Source organism: Streptomyces sp. NPDC088707 (assembly GCF_044752725.1).
In the GTDB taxonomy this organism is placed as follows: Bacteria; Actinomycetota; Actinomycetes; order Streptomycetales; family Streptomycetaceae; genus Streptomyces.
The window spans coordinates 279,573-298,519 of record NZ_JBIVLV010000002.1; the positions used below are offsets into that span (position 1 = coordinate 279,573).

Sequence of the window (18,947 nt, forward strand, 5' to 3'; positions counted from 1 at the left end):
TTGTTTGACGGGCTTCGTGAAGAAGTGGATCCCCAATCCGAGCGAACGTGCCAAAAACGGGCGGCGGAACGCGCCAAGATCATGTAAAAGCCGAGTTCGGAGGGGGTTACCGGCGGGTCGGGGGGCCCGGACGGGCCGGTCGGCCCCGGGCATGAAGAGCACATAAAGAAAAAGTGCCCGGAAGGCGTGCAGGGAGTGATCATGGGCATGCTTAAGCGTCAATCCGCGGATCTCCGGGGCCTTGTGTACACGCCGAATTGACGGCGCTACTCCCCGTGTCGGGAAAACCTATTTCCGTTAAGAGGGCGGCGCGCTCACCTGAAGCGACGTCACCGTCACGCGACCGAACCGGCGTCGCGGTCACGCGCTCGGCGGGGTCACGGTCATCCGCCGGAGGGCGTCGCCGTCAGCCGGCCGAACCGGCGTCGCGGTCACTCCCCCGGCGCGACGTCGCGGCACCGCTCCGGTGCCGCCTCCGGCCGCGCGTACGTCCGGCCCTTCCACGCCGCGCCGACACCCCGGTAGTGCCGGACCGCCGAGTCCACCGTCATCAGGAGATAGAGGAACGCCGTGAAGGGCAGCAGCGGAGCGAGCCACAGCGGCTGCCGGTAGTAGCGGAGCATCGGCACGTACGTCCCCGCCATCACCGCCCACGCCGCACCACCCGCCCAGGCCGCCGCCCCGTCCCCGCGCGCCGCACCCGCCGCCAGGGCCGCCGGCGGCACCAGATAGACGAGGACGAGACCCGCCACCGTCCCCAGGAGCAGCAGCGGACTGTGCCGCAGCTGGGCGTACGCACTGCGGGCGACCATCCGCCACAGATCGCCGAGCCCCGGATAGGGGCGCACGCTGTCGACCCGCTCCGCGAGCCCCAGCCAGATCCGGCCACCCGCGCGCCGCACGGCCCGCGCCAGTGACACGTCGTCGATCACCGCCTGCCGGATCACCTCCGGCACGCCCGCCGCCACCGCCGTCTCCGTCCTCAGCAGCACACAGCCACCCGCGGCCGCCGTCGCCAGCGGGCGCGGACGGTTGATCCAGCGGAACGGATAGAGCTGCGCGAAGAAGTAGACGAACGCCGGCACGACGAGCCGCTCCCAGAGGCTCTCCACCCGGAGCCGGGCCATCTGTGACACGAGGTCGAGACCGTTCGCCTCCGCCGCCGACACCAGGAGGCGGAGACTGTCCGGCTCATGGGCGATGTCCGCGTCCGTCAGCAGCAGAAACCCGGGTTCACGCGTGCGTGCCAGCGCCATGCCGTGCCGCAGCGCCCAGAGCTTCCCGGTCCAGCCCGGCTCCGGCTCGCCCGGTGCCACCACGGTCAGCGGCAGTCCGCCACGGCTGGCGGCCAGCTCGCCGGCCAGCCCGCCCGTGCCGTCCGTGCTCCCGTCGTCCACCAGGATCACCTCGGCGACGCCCGGATAGTCCTGCGCGAGCAGGGACGGCAGGCTCAGCGGCAGCACCTCCGCCTCGTCCCGCGCCGGCACGACGATCGCCACCCGGGGCCACCGATCCGGCTCCACGCGCGCGCGTCGCGCCTGACCCCTGGAGGCCGACGGCAGCCGCTGGTCCGTGCGCCAGAAGAAGCCCTGACCGAACAGCAGCCAGACCCAGACGGCCAGGGAGACGAGCGCGAACCAGGCGAGGGTGCTCATTCGCGGCAGTCTGCCCCAGATCGGGGGTCTCAGAACGCTCATCGGCTAGGGTGACCGGGTGAAGATCGCGCTCATGGACTCCGGAATCGGCCTCCTCCCGGCAGCGGCCGCGGTGCGGCGGCTCCGGCCGGACGCCGACCTTCTCCTCTCGAACGACCCTGACGGGATGCCGTGGGGACCGCGTACTCCCGAGGACCTCACCAGGCGCGCCCTCGCCGTCGCCCTCGCCGCGGCCGAGCACCGCCCGCAGGCGCTGATCGTGGCCTGCAACACCGCCACCGTGCACGCCCTGCCCGCCATCCGCGCCGCCCTCGAACCGGACATCGCCGTCGTCGGCACCGTGCCCGCGATCAAGCCCGCCGCCGCCGGCGGCGGCAAGGTCGCCATCTGGGCCACCCCGGCCACCACCGGCAGCGCCTACCAGCGCGGACTCATCCGCGACTTCGCCGACGGCGCCGAGGTCACCGAGGTGCCCTGCCCCGGACTCGCCGACGCCGTGGAGCACGCCGACCCCGAGGCCGTGGACCGCGCGGTCGCCGCCGCCGCCGCGCTCACCCCCCGCGACGTCCGCACCGTCGTCCTCGGCTGCACCCACTACGAACTGGTCGAGGAACGCATCCTCGCCGCGCTCGAGGCCCGCGGCCGCGCCGGACTGCCCCCGCTCGTCTTCCACGGCTCCGCCGACGCCGTCGCCGCACAGGCGCTGCGCCGCGTCGGCGCCCGCCCCGCCCCCGACGCGGACCCCACGGGCAGCCTCTCCGTCCTGCTCAGCGGCCGCCCCGGCCCGCTCCCCGCCACCGCGCTCGGCTACGCCGAAGGCCGACTCCTCGCGGCGGTCGCCCCCGCCCACTGAGCGGCGGCCGCCTCCCTCTGTCGAGCGGCGGTCACCCCCCTCTGCTGAGCGGCGCTCGCCTCCCTCTGTCTAGCGGCGGTCGTCATGGGCCGCTGAGCGGCGGACGTCACCCCCCCCGCCGGGTGGCGGACGTATCCGCCCTCCGAGTGCGGACGTGACGGCCCGTCGAGTGGCGGACGTCACCGGACAGCGCGCGCAGGAACCCTCACCTGCCCTCGCCGGAGGGCCGCTCACCGAGCGTGCGTGTGCCCTCTCGCTCCGTCGCGCTGTTCCGGACGATCCTGGGTACTCTTCCCGATATGAGGCACCATGCCCGGAATCGCTACGCCGACGAGCGGACACCCGCCGTCTGGACCGGCCGCGCCACCAACCGCTTCCAGTGGGTCGCGGCGGTCGCCGGTGCCGCCTGCGTGGCCCTCGGCATCGCCCTCGCCGTCGAGTCCGCCTGGACCTCGGGCATCGCGCCCCTGCTGATGGCCGTGATCGGCTGCGTCGCCGTCGGACTCCTCGTCCTCTTCGGCACGCTCGCCTTCGTCCATGTGGCCGTGAAGGTCGACGACAGCGCGATGGAGGTCCGCTGCGGCCACATCGGCGTGCCGCGCCGCCGAATCCTCCTCTCCCATGTCGTCGGCGCCGACTTCGAGCCCAGCGTCACCCCGCGCCACTGGGGCGGCTGGGGCTACCGCTGGCGCCCCGAGAAGGGCACGGCCGTGGTCGTCCGGCGGGGCGAGGGCCTGATCCTGCGCCTCGGCGACGGACGCACGTTCACCGTGACCGTCGACGACGCCGAATCGGCCGTCCGCGTCATCCGCGACCGCCTCCGCGAAGCGGCCCCGCCCGCGCCGCCCACACCGACCGGCCGCCCCCTCTGACCGGAGCCGGAGCGGCTTGACCGGGCCACACGCCCGGCCCGCCCGCCCTGCTCCGTCGACAGGTACGACCCGTAGACTCCGCAAGGTGAGCGCCACCATCACCCCCGTCGACGCGTCCGCAGCCGACACCGCCCCCACGCCGGCTCCCCGGCTGCGGCGGTTCGTACGGCCCGGGGCGGCACTGCTGTCCGGGCTCCTGCTCTACCTGAGCTTCCCGCCGCGCCCCCTGTGGTGGCTCGCGCTGCCCGCCTTCGCGCTGCTCGGCTGGAGCCTGCGGGGCCGCCGGCTCCGCGCCGGATTCGGCCTCGGATACCTCGCCGGGCTCGGCTTCCTGCTGCCGCTCCTGATCTGGACCGGCGAGGAGGTCGGCCCGGGGCCCTGGCTCGCCCTGGCCGCCATCGAGGCGCTGTTCGTGGCCCTCGCCGGGCTCGGCATCGCGGCGGTCTCCCGGCTCCCGTGGTGGCCGTTCTTCGCCGCCGGGGTGTGGATCCTCGCGGAGGCGGCACGCGCGCGCGTGCCCTTCGGCGGCTTCCCGTGGGGCAAGATCGCCTTCGGTCAGGCGGACGGGATCTTCCTGCCGCTGGCGGCCGTGGGCGGCACGCCGGTGCTCGGCTTCGCCGTCGCCCTCTGCGGCTTCGGCCTGTACGAGACGTACCGCCAGATCCAGGCCCGCCGGGCCCCGGGGACGGAGACCGGCACGGTCCGCGACGAGGACACCGCCACCGGCGGGGACACCGAGGCGGGCACCGGCACCGGCATCGAGGCGGGCACCGGCACCGGCACCGGCACGGACTCCGAGGCCGGCGGCGTCGGCCAGGACCGCACGCCTGCCACCCGCACCGGCACCGGGTTCGAAGCGGGCGGCGGCGCCCGCCCCCGTACCCTCCCGCGCGGCCCGCTCGTGGCCGCCGCGCTCGCCGTGCTCGTCCCGGTCACCGGCGCCCTCGCGGCGCTGCCGCTCGTCGACGACTCGGCCGAGGACGGCACCGCCACCGTCGCCGCGGTCCAGGGCAACGTGCCCCGCCTCGGCCTCGACTTCAACTCCCAGCGCCGGGCCGTCCTCGACAACCACGTCGCCCGCACCCGCGAACTCGCCGAGGACGTCAAGGCCGGCCGCGCACCGCAGCCCGACTTCGTGCTGTGGCCCGAGAACTCCTCGGACATCGACCCGTACGCGAACGCCGACGCGGCCGACGTCATCGACGGCGCCGTCCGCGCGATCGGCGCCCCGACCGTGATCGGCGCGGTCATCGCACCCGAGACGGGCAAGCTCCGCAACACCCTCATCGAATGGGACCCGGACCGCGGCCCCGTCGCCACCTACGACAAGCGCCACGTCCAGCCCTTCGGCGAGTACATCCCGATGCGGTCCTTCGTGCGCATCTTCAACAGCAACGTCGACCGGGTGAGCCGCGACTTCGGCGCCGGTACGAAGGTGGGGGTCTTCGACCTGGCCGGTACGAAGGTCGGCCTCGCCACCTGCTACGAGGCGGCCTTCGACTGGGCCGTGCGCGACACCGTCACCCATGGCGCCCAGCTCATCAGCGTCCCCAGCAACAACGCCACCTTCGGCCGCAGCGAGATGACCTACCAGCAGCTCGCGATGTCGCGGGTGCGGGCCGTCGAGCACAGCCGGTCGGTGGTCGTACCCGTCACCAGCGGGGTCAGCGCGGTCATCCGCCCCGACGGCGAGATCGTCGCGGAGACGAGGATGTTCACCCCGGACGTCCTGGTCGAGAAGGTGCCGCTGCGCTCCTCGCTGACCCCGGCGACCCGGATGGGCACCCTGCCGGAGGCCCTCCTCGTGGCGCTCGCGGCCGCTGGTCTCGGCTGGTCGGCCCTCCGTTCGCTACGGGCCCGGCGTACCGGGGCGCAGTAGGGCGGGGCGCGGCCCGGCGGGTCGGAGGAGAGCGGGCCGCCGCCCGGGTGGGGCGGTCCGCGGATGATCTAGGGTCGGTGCATGGCTACCCCTGACTTCATCCGGGCCCTGCGCGAGACAGCCGGCCACCAGCTCCTCTTCCTGCCCGGAGTGAGCGCCGTCGTCTTCGACGACCGGGGCAGGGTGCTGCTCGGCCGGCGCGCAGACAACGGACGCTGGGCGATCATCGGGGGCATCGTGGAGCCCGGCGAGCAGCCCGCCGACTGCGCGGTGCGCGAGGTCTTCGAGGAGACGGCCGTGCACTGCGAGGTCGAGCGGATCGTCCTCGTCGAGACCCTCCGCAAGCCCGTCGTCTACCCCAACGGCGACCAGTGCCAGTTCGTGGACATCTCCTTCCGCTGCCGTGCGGTGGGCGGCGAGGCGCGGGTCAACGACGACGAGTCCACCGAGGTCGGCTGGTTCGACGTGAACGACCTGCCGGAGATGAAGCGCTTCTCGCTGCTGCGGATCGAGAAGGCGCTGGCCGACGAACCCACATGGTTCCGCACCACAGCAACCAGCTGAACTATGGGCCCGGAACACATCGGTGGGGGAGTGGACGGTTCGTAGGGTGCGGAGCATGAGCGCCCCCATCACCGCCCCCCTCGGTGCCGTGCCGGACCTCGGTTCGCCCGCCGCCGCACACCGGCCCCGTGCCGTCGTCCTCGACCTGACCGGCCGCTCCGCGCTCGTCACCGGCGCTGCCGGCGGCATCGGGCGCGCCTGCGCGCTGCGGCTCGCCGCCGCGGGGGCCCGGGTCAGAGCCGTCGACCGGGCGGCTGAAGGCCTGGAGACCCTCGCCGAGGAGGCCGCCGAGCTCCCTGGGAGCCTCGAACCCCGGCTCCTCGACCTCACCGACCTGGACGCCGCCGAGGCGGCCGCCGACGGCGCCGACATCCTCGTCAACAACGCGGGACTCCAGCTCGTCCGCCCCATCGAGGAGTTCCCGCCGGACGTCTTCCACACCGTGCTCACGGTCATGTTGGAAGCCCCCTTCCGGCTGATCCGGGGCGCCCTGCCGCACATGTACGGCCAGGGCTGGGGCCGGATCGTCAACATCTCCTCCGTCCACGGGCTGCGCGCCTCCGCCTTCAAGTCCGCGTACGTGGCCGCCAAGCACGGCCTGGAGGGACTCTCCAAGACCGCCGCCCTCGAAGGCGCCCCGCACGGGGTCACCTCCAACTGCGTCAACCCCGGCTACGTGCGCACCCCGCTCGTCGAACGGCAGATCGCCGACCAGGCCGCCGCCCACGGCATTCCGCCCGAGCGCGTCCTCTCCGAGGTCCTGCTGAAGGACTCGGCGCTGAAGCGGCTCATCGAGCCGGACGAGGTCGCCGAGGCCGTGCTCTATCTCTGCACGTCCCAGGCCTCGTTCATCACCGGCACCTCCCTGACCGTCGACGGCGGCTGGACCGCCCACTGAGGGACGCCTCCGAGGCCCGCTGCTCGCGGGCGCCTCCGAGGCCCCCCGGCTCCCGGCGCCTCCCATGCCCCCCTGCCCCCGTGGCGCCCCCAGGGGCCCCTGCCCCCGGCGCCCCTGGTGTCCCTGCTTCCCCGTGAAGGTCGTCCACAGGGGTGGTGCGACCACACGTTCGGCAGGTATCCCTGTGTCCATGTCCCACGAACACGTCTCCTACCTCGAACTCCTCACCAGGGGAGCCGCGACGGAGGCCTACGACCGGCCCGTGCTGCTCGCCCGCGCGAGCGGCGCGGGCCCCGAGGCGCTGGCCGAGCTCGAAGAGGCCAAGCAGCTCGCCCTGCGGGTGCGGGCCGAGCTGGAGGGGCGGCGACGCCGCGAGGCGGAACTGTCCGCGCTCTTCGCCACCGCCCACGACCTCGCGGGACTACGCGACCTCGACGCCGTCCTGCGCGCCATCGTCCAGCGCGCCCGCGCGCTCCTCGGCACGGAGTGCGCCTATCTGAGCCTCAACGACCCGGCCGCCGGCGACACGTACATGAGGGTCACCGAGGGCTCGGTCTCCGCCCGCTTCCAGCAGCTCAGACTGGGCATGGGAGAGGGACTCGGCGGCCTCGTCGCCCAGACGGCCCGGCCGTACGTCACCGACGACTACTTCGACGACGCGCGCTTCCAGCACACCCGGACCATCGACACGGCCGTACGGGACGAGGGCCTCGTCGCCATCCTGGGCGTCCCGCTCAGCCTCGGCAGCCAGGTCATCGGCGTCCTCTTCGCCGCCGACCGGCGGGCCAGGGTCTTCGAACGCGAGCAGGTCGCGCTGCTCGGCTCCTTCGCCGCGCACGCCGCCGTCGCCATCGACACCGCCAACCTCCTCGCCGAGACCCGCTCGGCCCTCGCCGAGCTGGAGCGCGCCAACGACATCATCCGGGAGCACAGCGGCGTCATAGAACGCGCGTCCGAGGTCCACGACCGGCTCTCCGAACTCGTCCTGCACGGCGGCGGCGTCCACGACGTCGCCCACGCCGTCTCCGAGGTCCTCGGCGGCACCGTCGAGTTCACCGAGGAGGGCGCCGGAACCGCCCGCCGCGCCGGGGGCCACGCCGTCCGCGAGGGCGACGACTGGGTCGCCGCCGTCTCCGCCGGCGGCGAGACCCTGGGCGCCCTCGTGCTGCACGGACAGCCGGACCTCGACCCGGTCGACCAGCGCACCCTGGAACGCGCCGCACTCGTCACCTCCCTCCTCCTGCTCGCCCGCCGCTCGGCGGGCGAGGCCGAACAGCGGGTACGGGGCGAACTCCTCGACGACCTTCTCGACGCCCCCGACCGTGACCGACGGCTCCTCAAGGAGCGCGCCGCCCGGCTCCGTACCGACAGCGAAGCCCCGCACGTGGTGCTCGCCGCACGGATCGACCGGGCCGGGGGCACGGCCGATCAGGACACCGGCGGACGTGAGAGCGCCGACCGCCAACGCCTCTGGTCGGCGGCCACCCACCTGGCCGCCACCCGCCACGGACTCGCCTCCGCCCGCGACGGCGGAACGGTCCTGCTTCTGCCCCTCGGCCCCGGCGAGAGCGCCGCAGAGCTCGCCCGGCAGACCGCGCGCAGCCTCGGCGGCACCCTGCGCGAACCCGTCACCGTGGGCGCCTCCGCTCCCGTACGGGCCCCCCTCGACCACCCGGGCCAGGTGGCCGTCGCGTACGAGGAGGCCCGCCGCTGCCTCGACGCGCTCCGGCTCCTGCACCGGGCCGGCCAGGGCGCCGCTGCCGAGGACCTCGGCTTCCTCGGCCTGCTGCTCGCCGACGGCCGGGACATCGGCGGCTTCGTCGACCGGACGGTGGGTCAGGTCGTCGCGTACGACCGGCGCAGGGGCACGGACCTGATCCGCACCATGGACGCCTACTTCGCGAGCGGCATGAGCCCGGCCCGCACCAAGGACGAACTCCACGTCCACGTCAACACGGTGGCCCAGCGGCTCGAGCGGATCGGACGCCTCCTCGGCCCGGACTGGCAGTCCCCGGCCCGCGCCCTGGAGATCCAGCTGGCGCTGCGCCTGCACGCGCTGGCGGACGCGGTCACGACGCCATGAGAAGGGCCCGGTGCCCCGCTCGTCACGAGCGGGGCACCGGGCCCTTCACGGATGTCCTGGAACGAACGCCCCGGGACTCAGACGTCGGCGCCGACCTTGGCATCGGCGGTGGCGGTCCGCTCCTCGATGTCCCCGAGGTCACGGTCGCGGGTCTCCTTGGCGCAGGCGATGGCGACCACGGTGAGCAGCGCGGCGGCGATCACGTACAGGGCGATCGGAGTCGAGTCGCCGTAGTCGGCGAGGAGCGCGGTCGCGATGAGCGGGGCGGGCGCGCCGGCGGCCACGGAGGAGAACTGGGCGCCGATGGAGGCACCGGAGTACCGCATCCGGGTCGCGAACATCTCGGAGAAGAAGGCGGCCTGCGGTGCGTACATCGCCCCGTGCAGGACCAGGCCGACCGTTACGGCGAGCAGCAGCGAGCCGAAGGTGCCCCGGTCGATGAGCGTGAAGAACGGGAACATCCAGGCGCCGACACCGATCGCACCGATCAGGTACACGGGCCGGCGGCCGAGGCGGTCGGAGAGCGCGCCCCACAGCGGAATCACGGCGAAGTGGACGGCGGAGCCGATGAGGACGGCGTTCAGCGCGGTCTGCTTGGAGAGCCCGACCTGGGTGGTCGCGTAGACCAGGATGAACGCGGTGATCACGTAGTACGAGATGTTCTCCGCCATGCGGGCGCCCATCGCGATCAAGACGTCCCGCCAGTGGTGGCGCAGGACGGCGACCAGCGGCATCTTCTCGACCTGTCCGGCGACGGCCTTGCGCTCCTCGGCGGCGGCGAGGGCCGCCTTGAAGACGGGCGACTCGTCGACGGAGAGCCGGATCCAGAGGCCGACGATCACGAGCACACCGGAGAGCAGGAAGGGGATGCGCCAGCCCCACGAGACGAAGGCGGCGTCGGAGAGCAGCGCGGTCAGCGCGGACAGCACACCGGTCGCGAGCAGCTGACCGGCCGGGGCACCGGTCTGCGGCCACGAGGCCCAGAACCCGCGTCGCTTGGCGTCCCCGTGCTCGGACACCAGAAGGACGGCCCCGCCCCACTCACCACCGAGCGCGAACCCCTGCACGAGCCGCAGCGCGGTCAGCAGCACCGGCGCGGCGGACCCGACGGTCGCGTGGGTCGGCAGCAGCCCGATGGCGAAGGTGGCTCCACCCATCAGCACCAGGCTGAGCACCAGCAGCTTCTTCCGCCCGAGGCGGTCGCCGTAGTGCCCGAACACCAGCGCCCCGAGGGGCCGCGCGGCGAACCCGACCGCGTACGTCAGGAAGGACAGCAGGGTCCCGACAAGCGGATCGGAGTCGGGAAAGAACAGCTTGTTGAACACGAGAGCGGCGGCGGACCCGTACAGGAAGAAGTCGTACCACTCGATGGTGGTCCCGATGAGACTGGCGGCGACGATCTTCTTGAGGGAGTTGGGTGGCGTCGGGGAGGGTGTTGCGGCGGCCATGTGCACCACTTCCAGGCAGGTACGGGGACGATTCGGTGTCGCCACACCGTAGGAAGCGGCAGGTCAGGGGCGTATGTGGTGGGACACCATAGTTCGCTGCCCTTGCATGCGCCCGGCCGCCATGGCCCTGCTTCGTGGGCTCGCGGAGCCCGGCTGGAACGGCCGGATGAGCGCCTGTCCGTGTTGCACTGATCGGGACGATATGGCACCACCGTGCTGACTCCCGTGCTGACTTGGTGCTGACTACGGAGAGTGGAACCTGCGCACATGGGGCAGAGCGGGCATGGTCGTCACAGCAGCGGCCGGCATCATTCCGCTTCGGACCTGGACGGGGCTTCTTGCTTGCCCGCGGAGGCGAAGAGAGCCAGGTCTATGCGGGCGCCGTCCGAAGGGCGTGGGCCACGGCCTGCAGGCGGGGTTAGGCCGTTTCCTTCGGATCACTCCCGAGGAAGCTGGTTGTCGGTGCGGCGTGGGAGAGTCCTGGGCATGACGATGCCGGAAGGCCTTGAGCGAGTGCTGCCTGAGATCGTCGGACGCGACATGTTCGACGCTCTCGTCATCAGGACCGACTTCAGCGACGACGAGTCGTGGACTGCGGTGGTCGGGGAGCTTCGTCGGCCGTGGGGGCCGGACGGCGAGTTTCCCGCACAGGTGCAGGTGGTCGACGCCCCCGCTTGGTCGGGAGCGACGGCTGATGAGGTTCTTGCCGCGGTGGACGAAGACGAATACCTGAGTGTCGTCTTCCTCGCCGACCGCCATACGATGCAGTCCCCGACGCGGTCGCTGCTGGCTCTGTCGACGGTCTGGGAGGACGAGGGCGACCTTGATCCCGTCTACTACCAGGAACTCGTCGAGTCGCCGGAGCCCAGGGAGTTCCGAACCGCGCCCGCCGCAGTGCACTCGGTCCATGTGAACGTGACGCTCGGCAACATGGGCTTCGCCGAGTTCGCCACGGCCGCTTCCGCAGAGCCTGATCAGGTCCTGCGACCTGTCTGACGGGTGCGGCGGGCAGCCGTTGCCTTGGAAGGTGCGGGTCGTTCGTCGGGGCGTGTTGTTGATTCCCGTCGGCTCTTGTCCCGGGCCGACGGCGGGCAGGGCCGCGCCGCCTCCCGACTCCCCACGGGAGGCCACAGGCGCGCCCCGTAGGGACTCCACGCCGATGTCAGTGCCCTGTGTGACTCTGTACGGCCTGGCGGCGCCATCCCTGAAGCCGAGGCCGCCGCCGGGCACACCCTCACCCCAGGACAACGGAGGACACCGTGGAGAGCTACTACCGACTGGCGTGTGCCAGGGCGGCCGTGATGAGCGCCAGGAGTCCGCCCCGTCTCCTACGGCAAGACCGCCGCCGAGGACTACAAGGCCCGCAAGGCCAAGGAGGCTGGTGTCACCGACGTGCAGATCGTCCCGGTGAAGCCCGGCCAGTAGCCCGCCGTGCTCCAGGCCTACGGGGCGGGGGTGTAGTGGACGACGGTGGTCTCGCAGGCCTCGGCGTACACCTCCAGCGTGTCGGCTTCCGCCTGGTCTGCGGTCAGGCCCCAGCGGAGCCGACGTACCGGCAGTGCGCGCCGGGCAGCGGCGGCATCCACTGGGCCGGATCCTGGTCGGCCTTCGACCGGTTCGTGCGCACAGTGACCGCGACGAGCGAGGCAGCGGCGTTCTGGTCGTTGGCGTAGGCCTCCCGGCGCCCGGCCGTCCAGGTGATCGCGCCAGCTGGCAGGAAGCGTCATTCCAAGTGTGCGGTATTCGAGGCTCGGGCCTCGCCCAGTCGCTGACTGGCGGATTTCGTCGAGGTCGGCGCCAGTGAGCCCTGCGGGCGGGTTGGGCACGCCCCAGGTGCGGAGGTTCTGGGTTTCGACGGCGCCCTTGTAGTCGAACCAGAGGCGCACGAAGAGGACTCCGCCGGGGAGACGGAAGCCGAAGGTGCGCCAGTGGAATTCGTCGGCGCCTTCCCAGTAGACGAGCTTCCGACACGGAGTCGCTCTGGCTCGTGGGGAGTGGCTTGTCGACGGATTCGCGGGCCGAGCAAAAGCAGGCGTATGGCAGCGGATCCGGTCCCGAGGCCGGGCGGCATCGACACCGACTGGCGCTTCGGCCCGCAGAGTTACCCGGGCCGCAGCATCGCCGCTGTCCGCGTACTGGTCGATGATTGGCTATGACGGCGTCCAGACGGGTGAGAACGTTGCAGGTCGGGTGCCGGCTGGGGTGAGCTGACATACTTGATCACACGCATTGCGGCCAGGGGCGCAGGGTGCGAAACTCCCGGCAATTGGCGCGTAGTGACGAAGCGTCATTTACGGGCTCAACGCCCCTGACGTCTCCAGTTCGTACTAACTGCATTAACTTCACGACGACCTGGATGAGCAGGCGGCGCATTTGCCCATTCACTCTCACTCCAGGGGAATCTATGAAGCGTATCGTGAGCATCTTGACAGCACTGATTGCAATCGTTGCGGGGGGCATCGTGATGGCTCCGGCCGCGAGCGCGGCGCTTCCCAACGGCTGCGGACAGTTGACCAACGGCCACCTGTGTATCAGTGGTCCGACTCCGAACCCTGGCACGTACACGTCGTCTTACACGCGCTACGGCGCAGACGGTGAAATCACCGTCAGGCTCGGAATCGAGACCAAGATCGAGCGGACCGGCCAGATGAGTGGGACTGCCTGGATCGGTTACAAGAAGACGCAGAATGGCTACGCGGCGCTTACCCGGTACACCATCATGGATACTGAAGTCTGCATCCGGGCTATCATGGAGCACGGAGGTAACAAGTACATCTCGCAGTGGCGCTGCTGATATAGAAGTTTAGGCGTGGCTGCTCTGGGGGGTGGCCACGCCTTGGGCTTAAACCCACAAGTGGCAGACAAGGTAGCAGATGTGGCAGATCGTCCTCTATGTCAACACGCTAAGCGTGTCGCTTTTCGTCCTTATCGCTGCCCTAGTGTCCGTCCTCTTGACAAGGTGGATCGCGTCCGCCCCGGCAGAGCGTAGAAGGATTGCTCGTATTCTGTTCGTTACCAGCCTTGTCGTTGTCCTCTTGGCCACCATCGCGCCTACACAGTTGCCGGGGTCCGGGACCAGGTACGTCTCGCTATCGCCTGGCGGTGCCTTCTTCGGCTCCGAGATCGAGGGCATGTACCCGATGGAACGGCGCATGGCAACCGCCACTTCGATCGCCAATGCCGCGATGTTCGTGCCGCTTGCGATCTTCCGGTACGCGGCAGTCAAGAGGTCATCCGGACTGCAAGTCCTGGCCGAGGGCCTAGCCCTGAGTGTGTGCATCGAACTTGTTCAGCTCATCATGAACGCTGGCCGGGTCGTTGACATCGACGATGTCCTCTTCAATACCACAGGCGCGCTCATCGGGGTACTCGTGGCTGGAGCGTCAGCGCGCTGGGTCGGTAAGGGCCCGAGGAGCGCTCGGCATCGCGCCGATGCTCCCGAGAGTGCTGCCGGCCGTCGGAGGTAATGCGCCGCCACTGAGCCTTTTCCAACCTGCCGATGTGGTGCAGCAGTTGCGAGCCGGAGCGCGATGGTTGTCACCAAAGTAGTGTGTTGTCAGCGGAAACGCCGGACAAGGCCCGCTGCCTGATCGGACCGACGTTGTGGTCGGCCTCATTCTTCTCGTTCGCCTGGTTGGGCCGCCCGGGTGCCGGGCTGGATGGCCCCTGCTGTCAGTGGCTGGTGACAAGATCGCCGGTATGAGTTTCGTACGAACTACTCCGCCGCGGCCTGTCGAGGTGACAGCGGTCTTCCCTGAGCTCGCGCCGTTGGCGCGCCCAGCGATACGGCTGCATCCGCGTCCGGGGTCGCCGTCGGTCAGTGACAGTTCGGTCGGCGGGCCGTTGCTGTGGCCGGCCGGCGAGCCCTGGCCGCACTGCGAAGACGTCCACCTGCACGTGGACACCGGATTTCGCCAGTCGCCGACCGAAGTGCGGCTCCGCCGGATCTTGTCTTCCCGGTGGAGCCCTGACGGCCCGGCTCCCACCCTCACACCCGCAGAGGAGGCGCTCAAGGAGCGCAATGCCGCGTGGCTCGCCGAACGGCTCGAAGCCGGCCCTCCCGGCCCGGCGGAATGCCCGGTCCCGATGCTGCCCGTGGCTCAGCTGTTCCTGCGCGACATACCCCTGTTGCGGCCGCCCGGACAGGCCGACCTGCTCCAGATCCTCTGGTGCCCATACGAGCACGATCCGAACTACAAGCCGGCGACCGCACTGTTCTGGCGGTCGGCCGCGGAGGTCGGCGATGTCCTCATCTCACCACCGGAACCGTACGAGGCGGACTATCCGGGCTACGTGCCGGAGCCGTGCCTGCTGGCGCCAGAAGCGATCACCGAATACCCCAACAGCCTGGACCTGAGCCCCGCACTGCAGGAGATGCTGGAGGACTGGAACAGGTGGCAGGCCGGCGGCGCCGACGTGGACAGCTCCTACGCAGCGTATCCGCGCGATTTCTACTCCACCCATCTGGCCAACGCACCCGGCTGGAAGGTTGGCGGCTGGCCCCCCTGGGGCCGCACCGACCCCTACCCGCAGTACTGCGCCGTGTGCGAGGCACAGATGGTCCCGCTGCTGACGATCGCTTCCTTTGAGTGGGACGGTGACAAAGGCTGGGTGCCGCAAGAAGACCAGGCAAACGCAGTCAACTCTCACTACGCGGGCCAGAACCCCTCGCAGCCGACGGGGGTAGAAGTAGGCAGCACGGACAACATGCAGATCTACGTTTGCCCAACTTCCCCCGAGCATCCGCACACCGACTTGATCCAATGAGCTCTCCCAGCGCGCCGGTGACACCCAACTTGCTTCGCACGCTGCTGGTGACAAGTAGCACGCCGACCCGGTGACAACCACCGCGCCTTGCTCGCTGGATGCCGCAGGCCAGTGGAGGCCGAGCCACTGCCGCGGCACGCGAGGCGACAGCGACCGGTTCGGATGGCTCGGCGGGGCCGGTTGCAGGGAGGGCACGGCTCGTGGGGTGACGGCTGGATGGAGCCGGAGAGGCGAGGAGGCCGCCGCCCGTGGGGGCGACGGCCTGCTCGTCGGGCGAGTCGCCGGTGAGGGCCGGCGAGGGTCTGGTGTCAGCCGATGGCGAGCCGGGTCCGCCAGTAGTCCCTCGGCGTCATGATCTCCGTGCCGCCGCCGGGGAGTACGTTCCTGGCGCCTGCGTAGAGCCGGACGCTGCCGTTGGCGGGGACGGTCCAGACGTCGGGGATTCCGTCGCCCGTCACGTCGGGGGTGCCGATGAGGCGCGGGATGCTGGTGCTGGACCAGCCGGCCGAGCCGTAGACGGTGTCGATTCCGTCCTTGGAGGCTGCCGCTGTGGCGAGTGAGGAGAATGCCACGCCGCTACCGGCGGGCTTGCCCTTGCGGAGGAGGAGGCGGCCGGAGTCCTGGCGGAAGACGAGGTCGGTCACCGCGTCACCGTCGACGTCGAGGACGGTGACGATGTCCTGGGTGTTCCACGGGGTGGAGGCGATCTGCTGGGCCTGCTGGACGGTGGCGCCGTGGTATCCGGTGAAGGCCCACAGCACGTCGCCGGCCGTGACGAGGAAGTCGGCTCTGCCGTCGCCCGTCATGTCACCGGCCGACATGATCTGGGTGAACGTGCTGGGGTTGGGCGCGTTGGCCGGCAGGAGGATCTCCCGGCGTTCGTCGACGTTCACCGCCCCGTACCCGTCACCGGGATAGACCCAGAGTCTGTCGCCGAGCCGGACCACGAGGTCCTGGAGACCGTCGGCGCCGTAGATGTCGCCGTTGTGGGCGATCAGCGGGTTGTTCTTGAAGTGGCCGTTGGGCGCGGCCACGTAGGCGGGCAGGGTGTCACCGTTGGGGTCCTTGTCGGGGTTGCCGCGATAGGCGCCGGACATGGAGTAGCCGAGCTTGCCGCTGGGCTTGGTGATGTCCGCGGTCTGACCGAGGGACGGGTAGAGGGCGAGGTTGCCGCCCTCCGTGACGACCATCAGGTCGGGGAGCTTGTCACCGGTGAAGTCTCCCGGTGTGTCGGCCTCGTCGCGCGGGGTGACGTAGAAGAAGTACTTGGTGGCCTCGGAGACGTTGCCCGCCTGGTCGACGGTGCGCACGAAGAGGACGTTCGGGCCCGCGGTGGGCGGCTTGAGGTCGGTGACGGCGGTCTCGACGCTGGGCGAAGTTCCGGCGGTGCGGGCCTTGGAGAAGTTGTAGGAGGCGGTGTTGAAGCTGTACTCGTACTTGACGACGTCGCTGTTCAGCGCCCGGAGGTGGAAGGTGCCGGGGGAGCCGAACTTGACGGTGCTCCAGACGCTGTCCTCGGCGTCGTTGGCGAAGCCGTTCTCCTTGATGTCGGCGTTCGGGAAGACGTCCGAGCGCACCTTGGGAGGCTTCGGGGCCGCGGTGTCGAGGACGAAGCGGCAGGGTGTGTTGGCGGGGGAGTAGGAGGAGGTGGCGTTCGCGGCGTCGACGGCCCTGACCCGCCATGAGTAGAGCGTGTTGTTGGTGAGGTTGGTCGTGGAGAACGCGGGCGTGGTGCGCAGGGCCTCCGACGTGCTGCCGCCGACGGAAACGGTGCCGGCACCCTTGAGGAGGTCCTTCGTGGTGTCCCACTGGCCGGTCGGCCACAGGTCGAAGTCGAGCTCCTTGAGGTTGGAGTCCTTGTCGGTGGCCTTCGCGGTGAAGTACACGGTGCCGGAGCCCATGCGGACGTACGGCGGAGTCGTCGTGCACTTGGCTTCGGGGCCGAGATCGAGGTTGGTCGGCGGCGTCGGCTTGCGGTTGTAGACGAGGACCAGGACGGGACCGTTCTCACCGTTGGCCTGGAACTTCTTCCAGGCGTACTGGGACTTCTCGTTGCCCGCGCGAAGCCCGAAGGTGATGCTGTTCCAGCTGCCGTCGGCGGCCTGCTGGGCGGTCTTCTTCACGTCGAAGGTCTCGTACGCGTCGCGGCACCCGGACTTGTAGCCGTGGGCGAAACTGCGCGCGGCGATCTGGTTCCCGTCGTGCAGCTTCGGGGCGTTCTTCCAGTTCGTCTTCGAGCTGATCTTGCCGGACAGGTGCACGGTCATCTGGCGCGCACTGCACGACCAGGAGTACGTCTCCAGCAGGCGCAGCTTCGCGCTGGAGATGACCGTTCCCCGCAGCGAGGGGTCGAAGTCGACGGTGAAGAAGGACCGGGAGGTGCCCCAGGAGTCGGATTCGAACCCGACGCGTGCCTCGTGCGTACCGCCCTTGTTGAAGTTGCGCCCGTTGTAGAACGTGGCCTGGGGGTGACGGCTGTACGCGGTCGTCCAGTTCTGCGTGTGCTTGGTCACCGAGGGGTCGATGAACACGGGGTAGACGGTGGCCGGATCGGTCAGGAAGTCCGGGTCGGGCGTCAGGGTCCACTGGTCCGCGGCGAGGTCGGCCTCGACCAGAGCGCCGCGGGTGTCGGGGCCGGGGCCGTCGAGCGAGGGGAGCGCGAGCGTGGCGGCGGAGCCGCTCTGGGAGGGTGCGGGCGTCGGCTCGGTGGGGACCGGCGGAAGCGTCGGCTCCGAGACGGTGGGTGCCGGCTCCTCGGAGGCGGTGGGCAGGACCTCGGACTCGGCGTCGGTCTGCTCGTCGGACTCGACGTCGACGTCGGTCGTGGCCGTCGTGGTGGGTTCCGGCTCGGTGCTCGGCGTGGAGGTAGGGGGCGCTTCCGGGGCGGTCGGCTGCGCACTCGCCCCGACCTGGCCGTCGGTGACCGCGGGCTGACCCGAGCTGTCCCACATCAGGGGCGAGGGGGAGAGGGCGACCTCGTCGCCGTTCTTGTTCTCGGCCGACACGATGTCGGAGAGCGGGTCGACGCGGAAGAGCAGCGTCGGCGACGTCAGGCCGTAGGTGAGCTGGGCGACGCGCGGGTCAGCGGCGGCCTGCCGGTTCTTGACCACCAGCAGCTGGGCGAAGCCGCCGTCGTCGGCGGTCAGCACCAGGTCGGCGCCCGGCAGGATCTCCGGGTAGAGGATGCGCGAACCGTCGACGACGGGCGTGGGGATCGGCCCGGGCCACGTCAGCTGCACGATGCCCTCGCCTACGTCGAGGGAGGCCAGCGGGCTGGGCGTGTCCCCCGCTCGCGCGGGGGCACCCCGTACGAGGGAGACCCGCTGGACCACGCGCGAGGCCCGGGCGTCGCGGCCCGCGGTGTGGGCGGTTCCCGCCGAGAACACCATGTGGGTGTTGGTGGCGGCCGGCTCCCAGCCCGCGTCGGTCCGGCGCAGGGTGGTGTCGATCGGCTTCCACGAGCCGTCGACCTTCGCTCGGATCGGCGAGACGTACTGGCGCCGCTCAAGCAGCCGGTCGGGGCGGGCGAAGGTGCTGGAACTCGGGGTGCGCAACTCGGTGATCTCGACCGGCTTGCCGGTGCGGACGGCCCGGTTCATCGCCACGGCCGTCGTGACCTCCTTGACCACGGGACGTGGCGGCGATGCGTCGTGGTGGCTCTCCTCGCCGCCGCCGAGACCGGCCCAGGTGATGCCGGTCGCGGCGATGGCGGTGGCCACGGCCGCGGCGACGGTGCGACGCCCAGGTCGTCGGCGCCAGATGCCCTTCATACGGGACTGCTCCCCTCCCCCTCGTGCCGGCAGCACGGTCGCGCCGGTGCGCTGCGGCACCGGCCATGACACCGCCGGCGAACGACGACGGGGTGTGGGCAGGGCATGGCGGGGTGGGCAGCGTGCAGATCATGGCCCATCGAGACGTGCCCGTCACC

General features: G+C 70.9%; 13 protein-coding genes and 1 pseudogene. 10 read left to right on the forward strand and 4 right to left on the reverse strand.

Features of this window, described 5'->3' with window-relative positions:
- Positions 1-431 precede the first annotated feature (431 nt).
- A complete protein-coding gene (locus tag ACIP84_RS08760; protein WP_401796252.1) occupies positions 432-1,655 on the reverse strand; it encodes a glycosyltransferase in 1,224 nt (407 codons plus the stop codon).
- A gap of 58 nt (positions 1,656-1,713) precedes the next feature.
- Here ACIP84_RS08760 and ACIP84_RS08765 point away from each other — a divergent pair, with 58 nt between their 5' ends.
- From ACIP84_RS08765 to ACIP84_RS08790, 6 genes are all read left to right on the forward strand, one after another.
- Entirely contained in the window at positions 1,714-2,508 is a 795-nt protein-coding gene (locus ACIP84_RS08765) for a glutamate racemase (protein ID WP_401796255.1), read from the forward strand.
- Positions 2,509-2,807: 299 nt separating this feature from the next.
- The gene (locus tag ACIP84_RS08770) at positions 2,808-3,380 is read left to right on the forward strand and encodes a hypothetical protein (protein WP_355959189.1); all 573 of its coding nucleotides are present in this window, start codon (positions 2,808-2,810) and stop codon (positions 3,378-3,380) included.
- 85 nt (positions 3,381-3,465) lie between these two features.
- Complete coding sequence (lnt, locus tag ACIP84_RS08775) at positions 3,466-5,259, forward strand: apolipoprotein N-acyltransferase (RefSeq protein WP_401796259.1); 1,794 nt, start codon at positions 3,466-3,468, stop codon at positions 5,257-5,259.
- An 81-nt stretch (positions 5,260-5,340) separates the two neighbouring features.
- A complete protein-coding gene (locus tag ACIP84_RS08780; RefSeq protein WP_355959185.1) occupies positions 5,341-5,823 on the forward strand; it encodes an NUDIX domain-containing protein in 483 nt (160 codons plus the stop codon).
- Between the two features lie 55 nt (positions 5,824-5,878).
- Positions 5,879-6,721, forward strand: a complete 843-nt coding sequence (locus ACIP84_RS08785; protein ID WP_401796262.1) for a 3-hydroxybutyrate dehydrogenase — start codon at positions 5,879-5,881, stop codon at positions 6,719-6,721.
- A 190-nt stretch (positions 6,722-6,911) separates the two neighbouring features.
- Positions 6,912-8,804, forward strand: coding sequence for a helix-turn-helix domain-containing protein (locus tag ACIP84_RS08790; protein ID WP_401796265.1), 1,893 nt, complete (start codon positions 6,912-6,914; stop codon positions 8,802-8,804).
- 77 nt (positions 8,805-8,881) lie between these two features.
- On the opposite strand, the gene ACIP84_RS08795 is transcribed toward ACIP84_RS08790, so the two are convergent.
- Complete coding sequence (locus ACIP84_RS08795; protein ID WP_401796268.1) at positions 8,882-10,252, reverse strand: MFS transporter; 1,371 nt, start codon at positions 10,250-10,252, stop codon at positions 8,882-8,884.
- Positions 10,253-10,738: 486 nt separating this feature from the next.
- Between ACIP84_RS08795 and ACIP84_RS08800 the strand changes: the two genes are divergently transcribed.
- Positions 10,739-11,248 (forward strand): DUF6924 domain-containing protein, encoded by a 510-nt coding sequence (locus tag ACIP84_RS08800; protein ID WP_355959177.1) that lies wholly within the window; start codon positions 10,739-10,741, stop codon positions 11,246-11,248.
- A 446-nt stretch (positions 11,249-11,694) separates the two neighbouring features.
- On the opposite strand, the pseudogene ACIP84_RS08805 reads toward ACIP84_RS08800, so the two are convergent.
- Positions 11,695-11,963: pseudogene (locus ACIP84_RS08805) on the reverse strand (HNH endonuclease); the annotation flags it as partial.
- Between the two features lie 705 nt (positions 11,964-12,668).
- On the opposite strand from ACIP84_RS08805, the gene ACIP84_RS08810 reads away from it, so the two are divergent.
- The 3 genes from ACIP84_RS08810 (at position 12,669) to ACIP84_RS08820 (ending at position 15,019) form a co-directional block, all read left to right on the forward strand.
- Positions 12,669-13,046 (forward strand): hypothetical protein, encoded by a 378-nt coding sequence (locus ACIP84_RS08810; RefSeq protein ID WP_401796271.1) that lies wholly within the window; start codon positions 12,669-12,671, stop codon positions 13,044-13,046.
- A gap of 79 nt (positions 13,047-13,125) precedes the next feature.
- Positions 13,126-13,719: a VanZ family protein gene (locus tag ACIP84_RS08815; protein WP_401796274.1), complete on the forward strand. Its 594-nt coding sequence runs from the start codon at positions 13,126-13,128 to the stop codon at positions 13,717-13,719.
- Between the two features lie 232 nt (positions 13,720-13,951).
- Entirely contained in the window at positions 13,952-15,019 is a 1,068-nt protein-coding gene (locus tag ACIP84_RS08820; protein ID WP_401796276.1) for a hypothetical protein, read from the forward strand.
- 308 nt (positions 15,020-15,327) lie between these two features.
- On the opposite strand, the gene ACIP84_RS08825 is transcribed toward ACIP84_RS08820, so the two are convergent.
- On the reverse strand, positions 15,328-18,789 hold the full coding sequence (locus ACIP84_RS08825) for a DNRLRE domain-containing protein (RefSeq protein WP_401796279.1): 3,462 nt from the start codon (positions 18,787-18,789) through the stop codon (positions 15,328-15,330).
- Positions 18,790-18,947: the final 158 nt, after the last annotated feature.

Excerpts from the sequence above, each read along its gene's own strand:
- ACIP84_RS08790 (WP_401796265.1), top strand. The coding sequence starts at position 6,912 with ATGTCCCACGAACACGTCTCCTACCTCGAACTCCTCACCAGGGGAGCC.
- ACIP84_RS08760 (WP_401796252.1), bottom strand. The coding sequence starts at position 1,655 with ATGAGCACCCTCGCCTGGTTCGCGCTCGTCTCCCTGGCCGTCTGGGTC.
- ACIP84_RS08815 (WP_401796274.1), top strand. The coding sequence starts at position 13,126 with ATGTGGCAGATCGTCCTCTATGTCAACACGCTAAGCGTGTCGCTTTTC.
- ACIP84_RS08795 (WP_401796268.1), bottom strand. The coding sequence starts at position 10,252 with ATGGCCGCCGCAACACCCTCCCCGACGCCACCCAACTCCCTCAAGAAG.
- ACIP84_RS08825 (WP_401796279.1), bottom strand. The coding sequence starts at position 18,789 with ATGAAGGGCATCTGGCGCCGACGACCTGGGCGTCGCACCGTCGCCGCG.
- ACIP84_RS08800 (WP_355959177.1), top strand. The coding sequence starts at position 10,739 with ATGACGATGCCGGAAGGCCTTGAGCGAGTGCTGCCTGAGATCGTCGGA.
- ACIP84_RS08785 (WP_401796262.1), top strand. The coding sequence starts at position 5,879 with ATGAGCGCCCCCATCACCGCCCCCCTCGGTGCCGTGCCGGACCTCGGT.
- ACIP84_RS08780 (WP_355959185.1), top strand. The coding sequence starts at position 5,341 with ATGGCTACCCCTGACTTCATCCGGGCCCTGCGCGAGACAGCCGGCCAC.
- ACIP84_RS08820 (WP_401796276.1), top strand. The coding sequence starts at position 13,952 with ATGAGTTTCGTACGAACTACTCCGCCGCGGCCTGTCGAGGTGACAGCG.
- ACIP84_RS08770 (WP_355959189.1), top strand. The coding sequence starts at position 2,808 with ATGAGGCACCATGCCCGGAATCGCTACGCCGACGAGCGGACACCCGCC.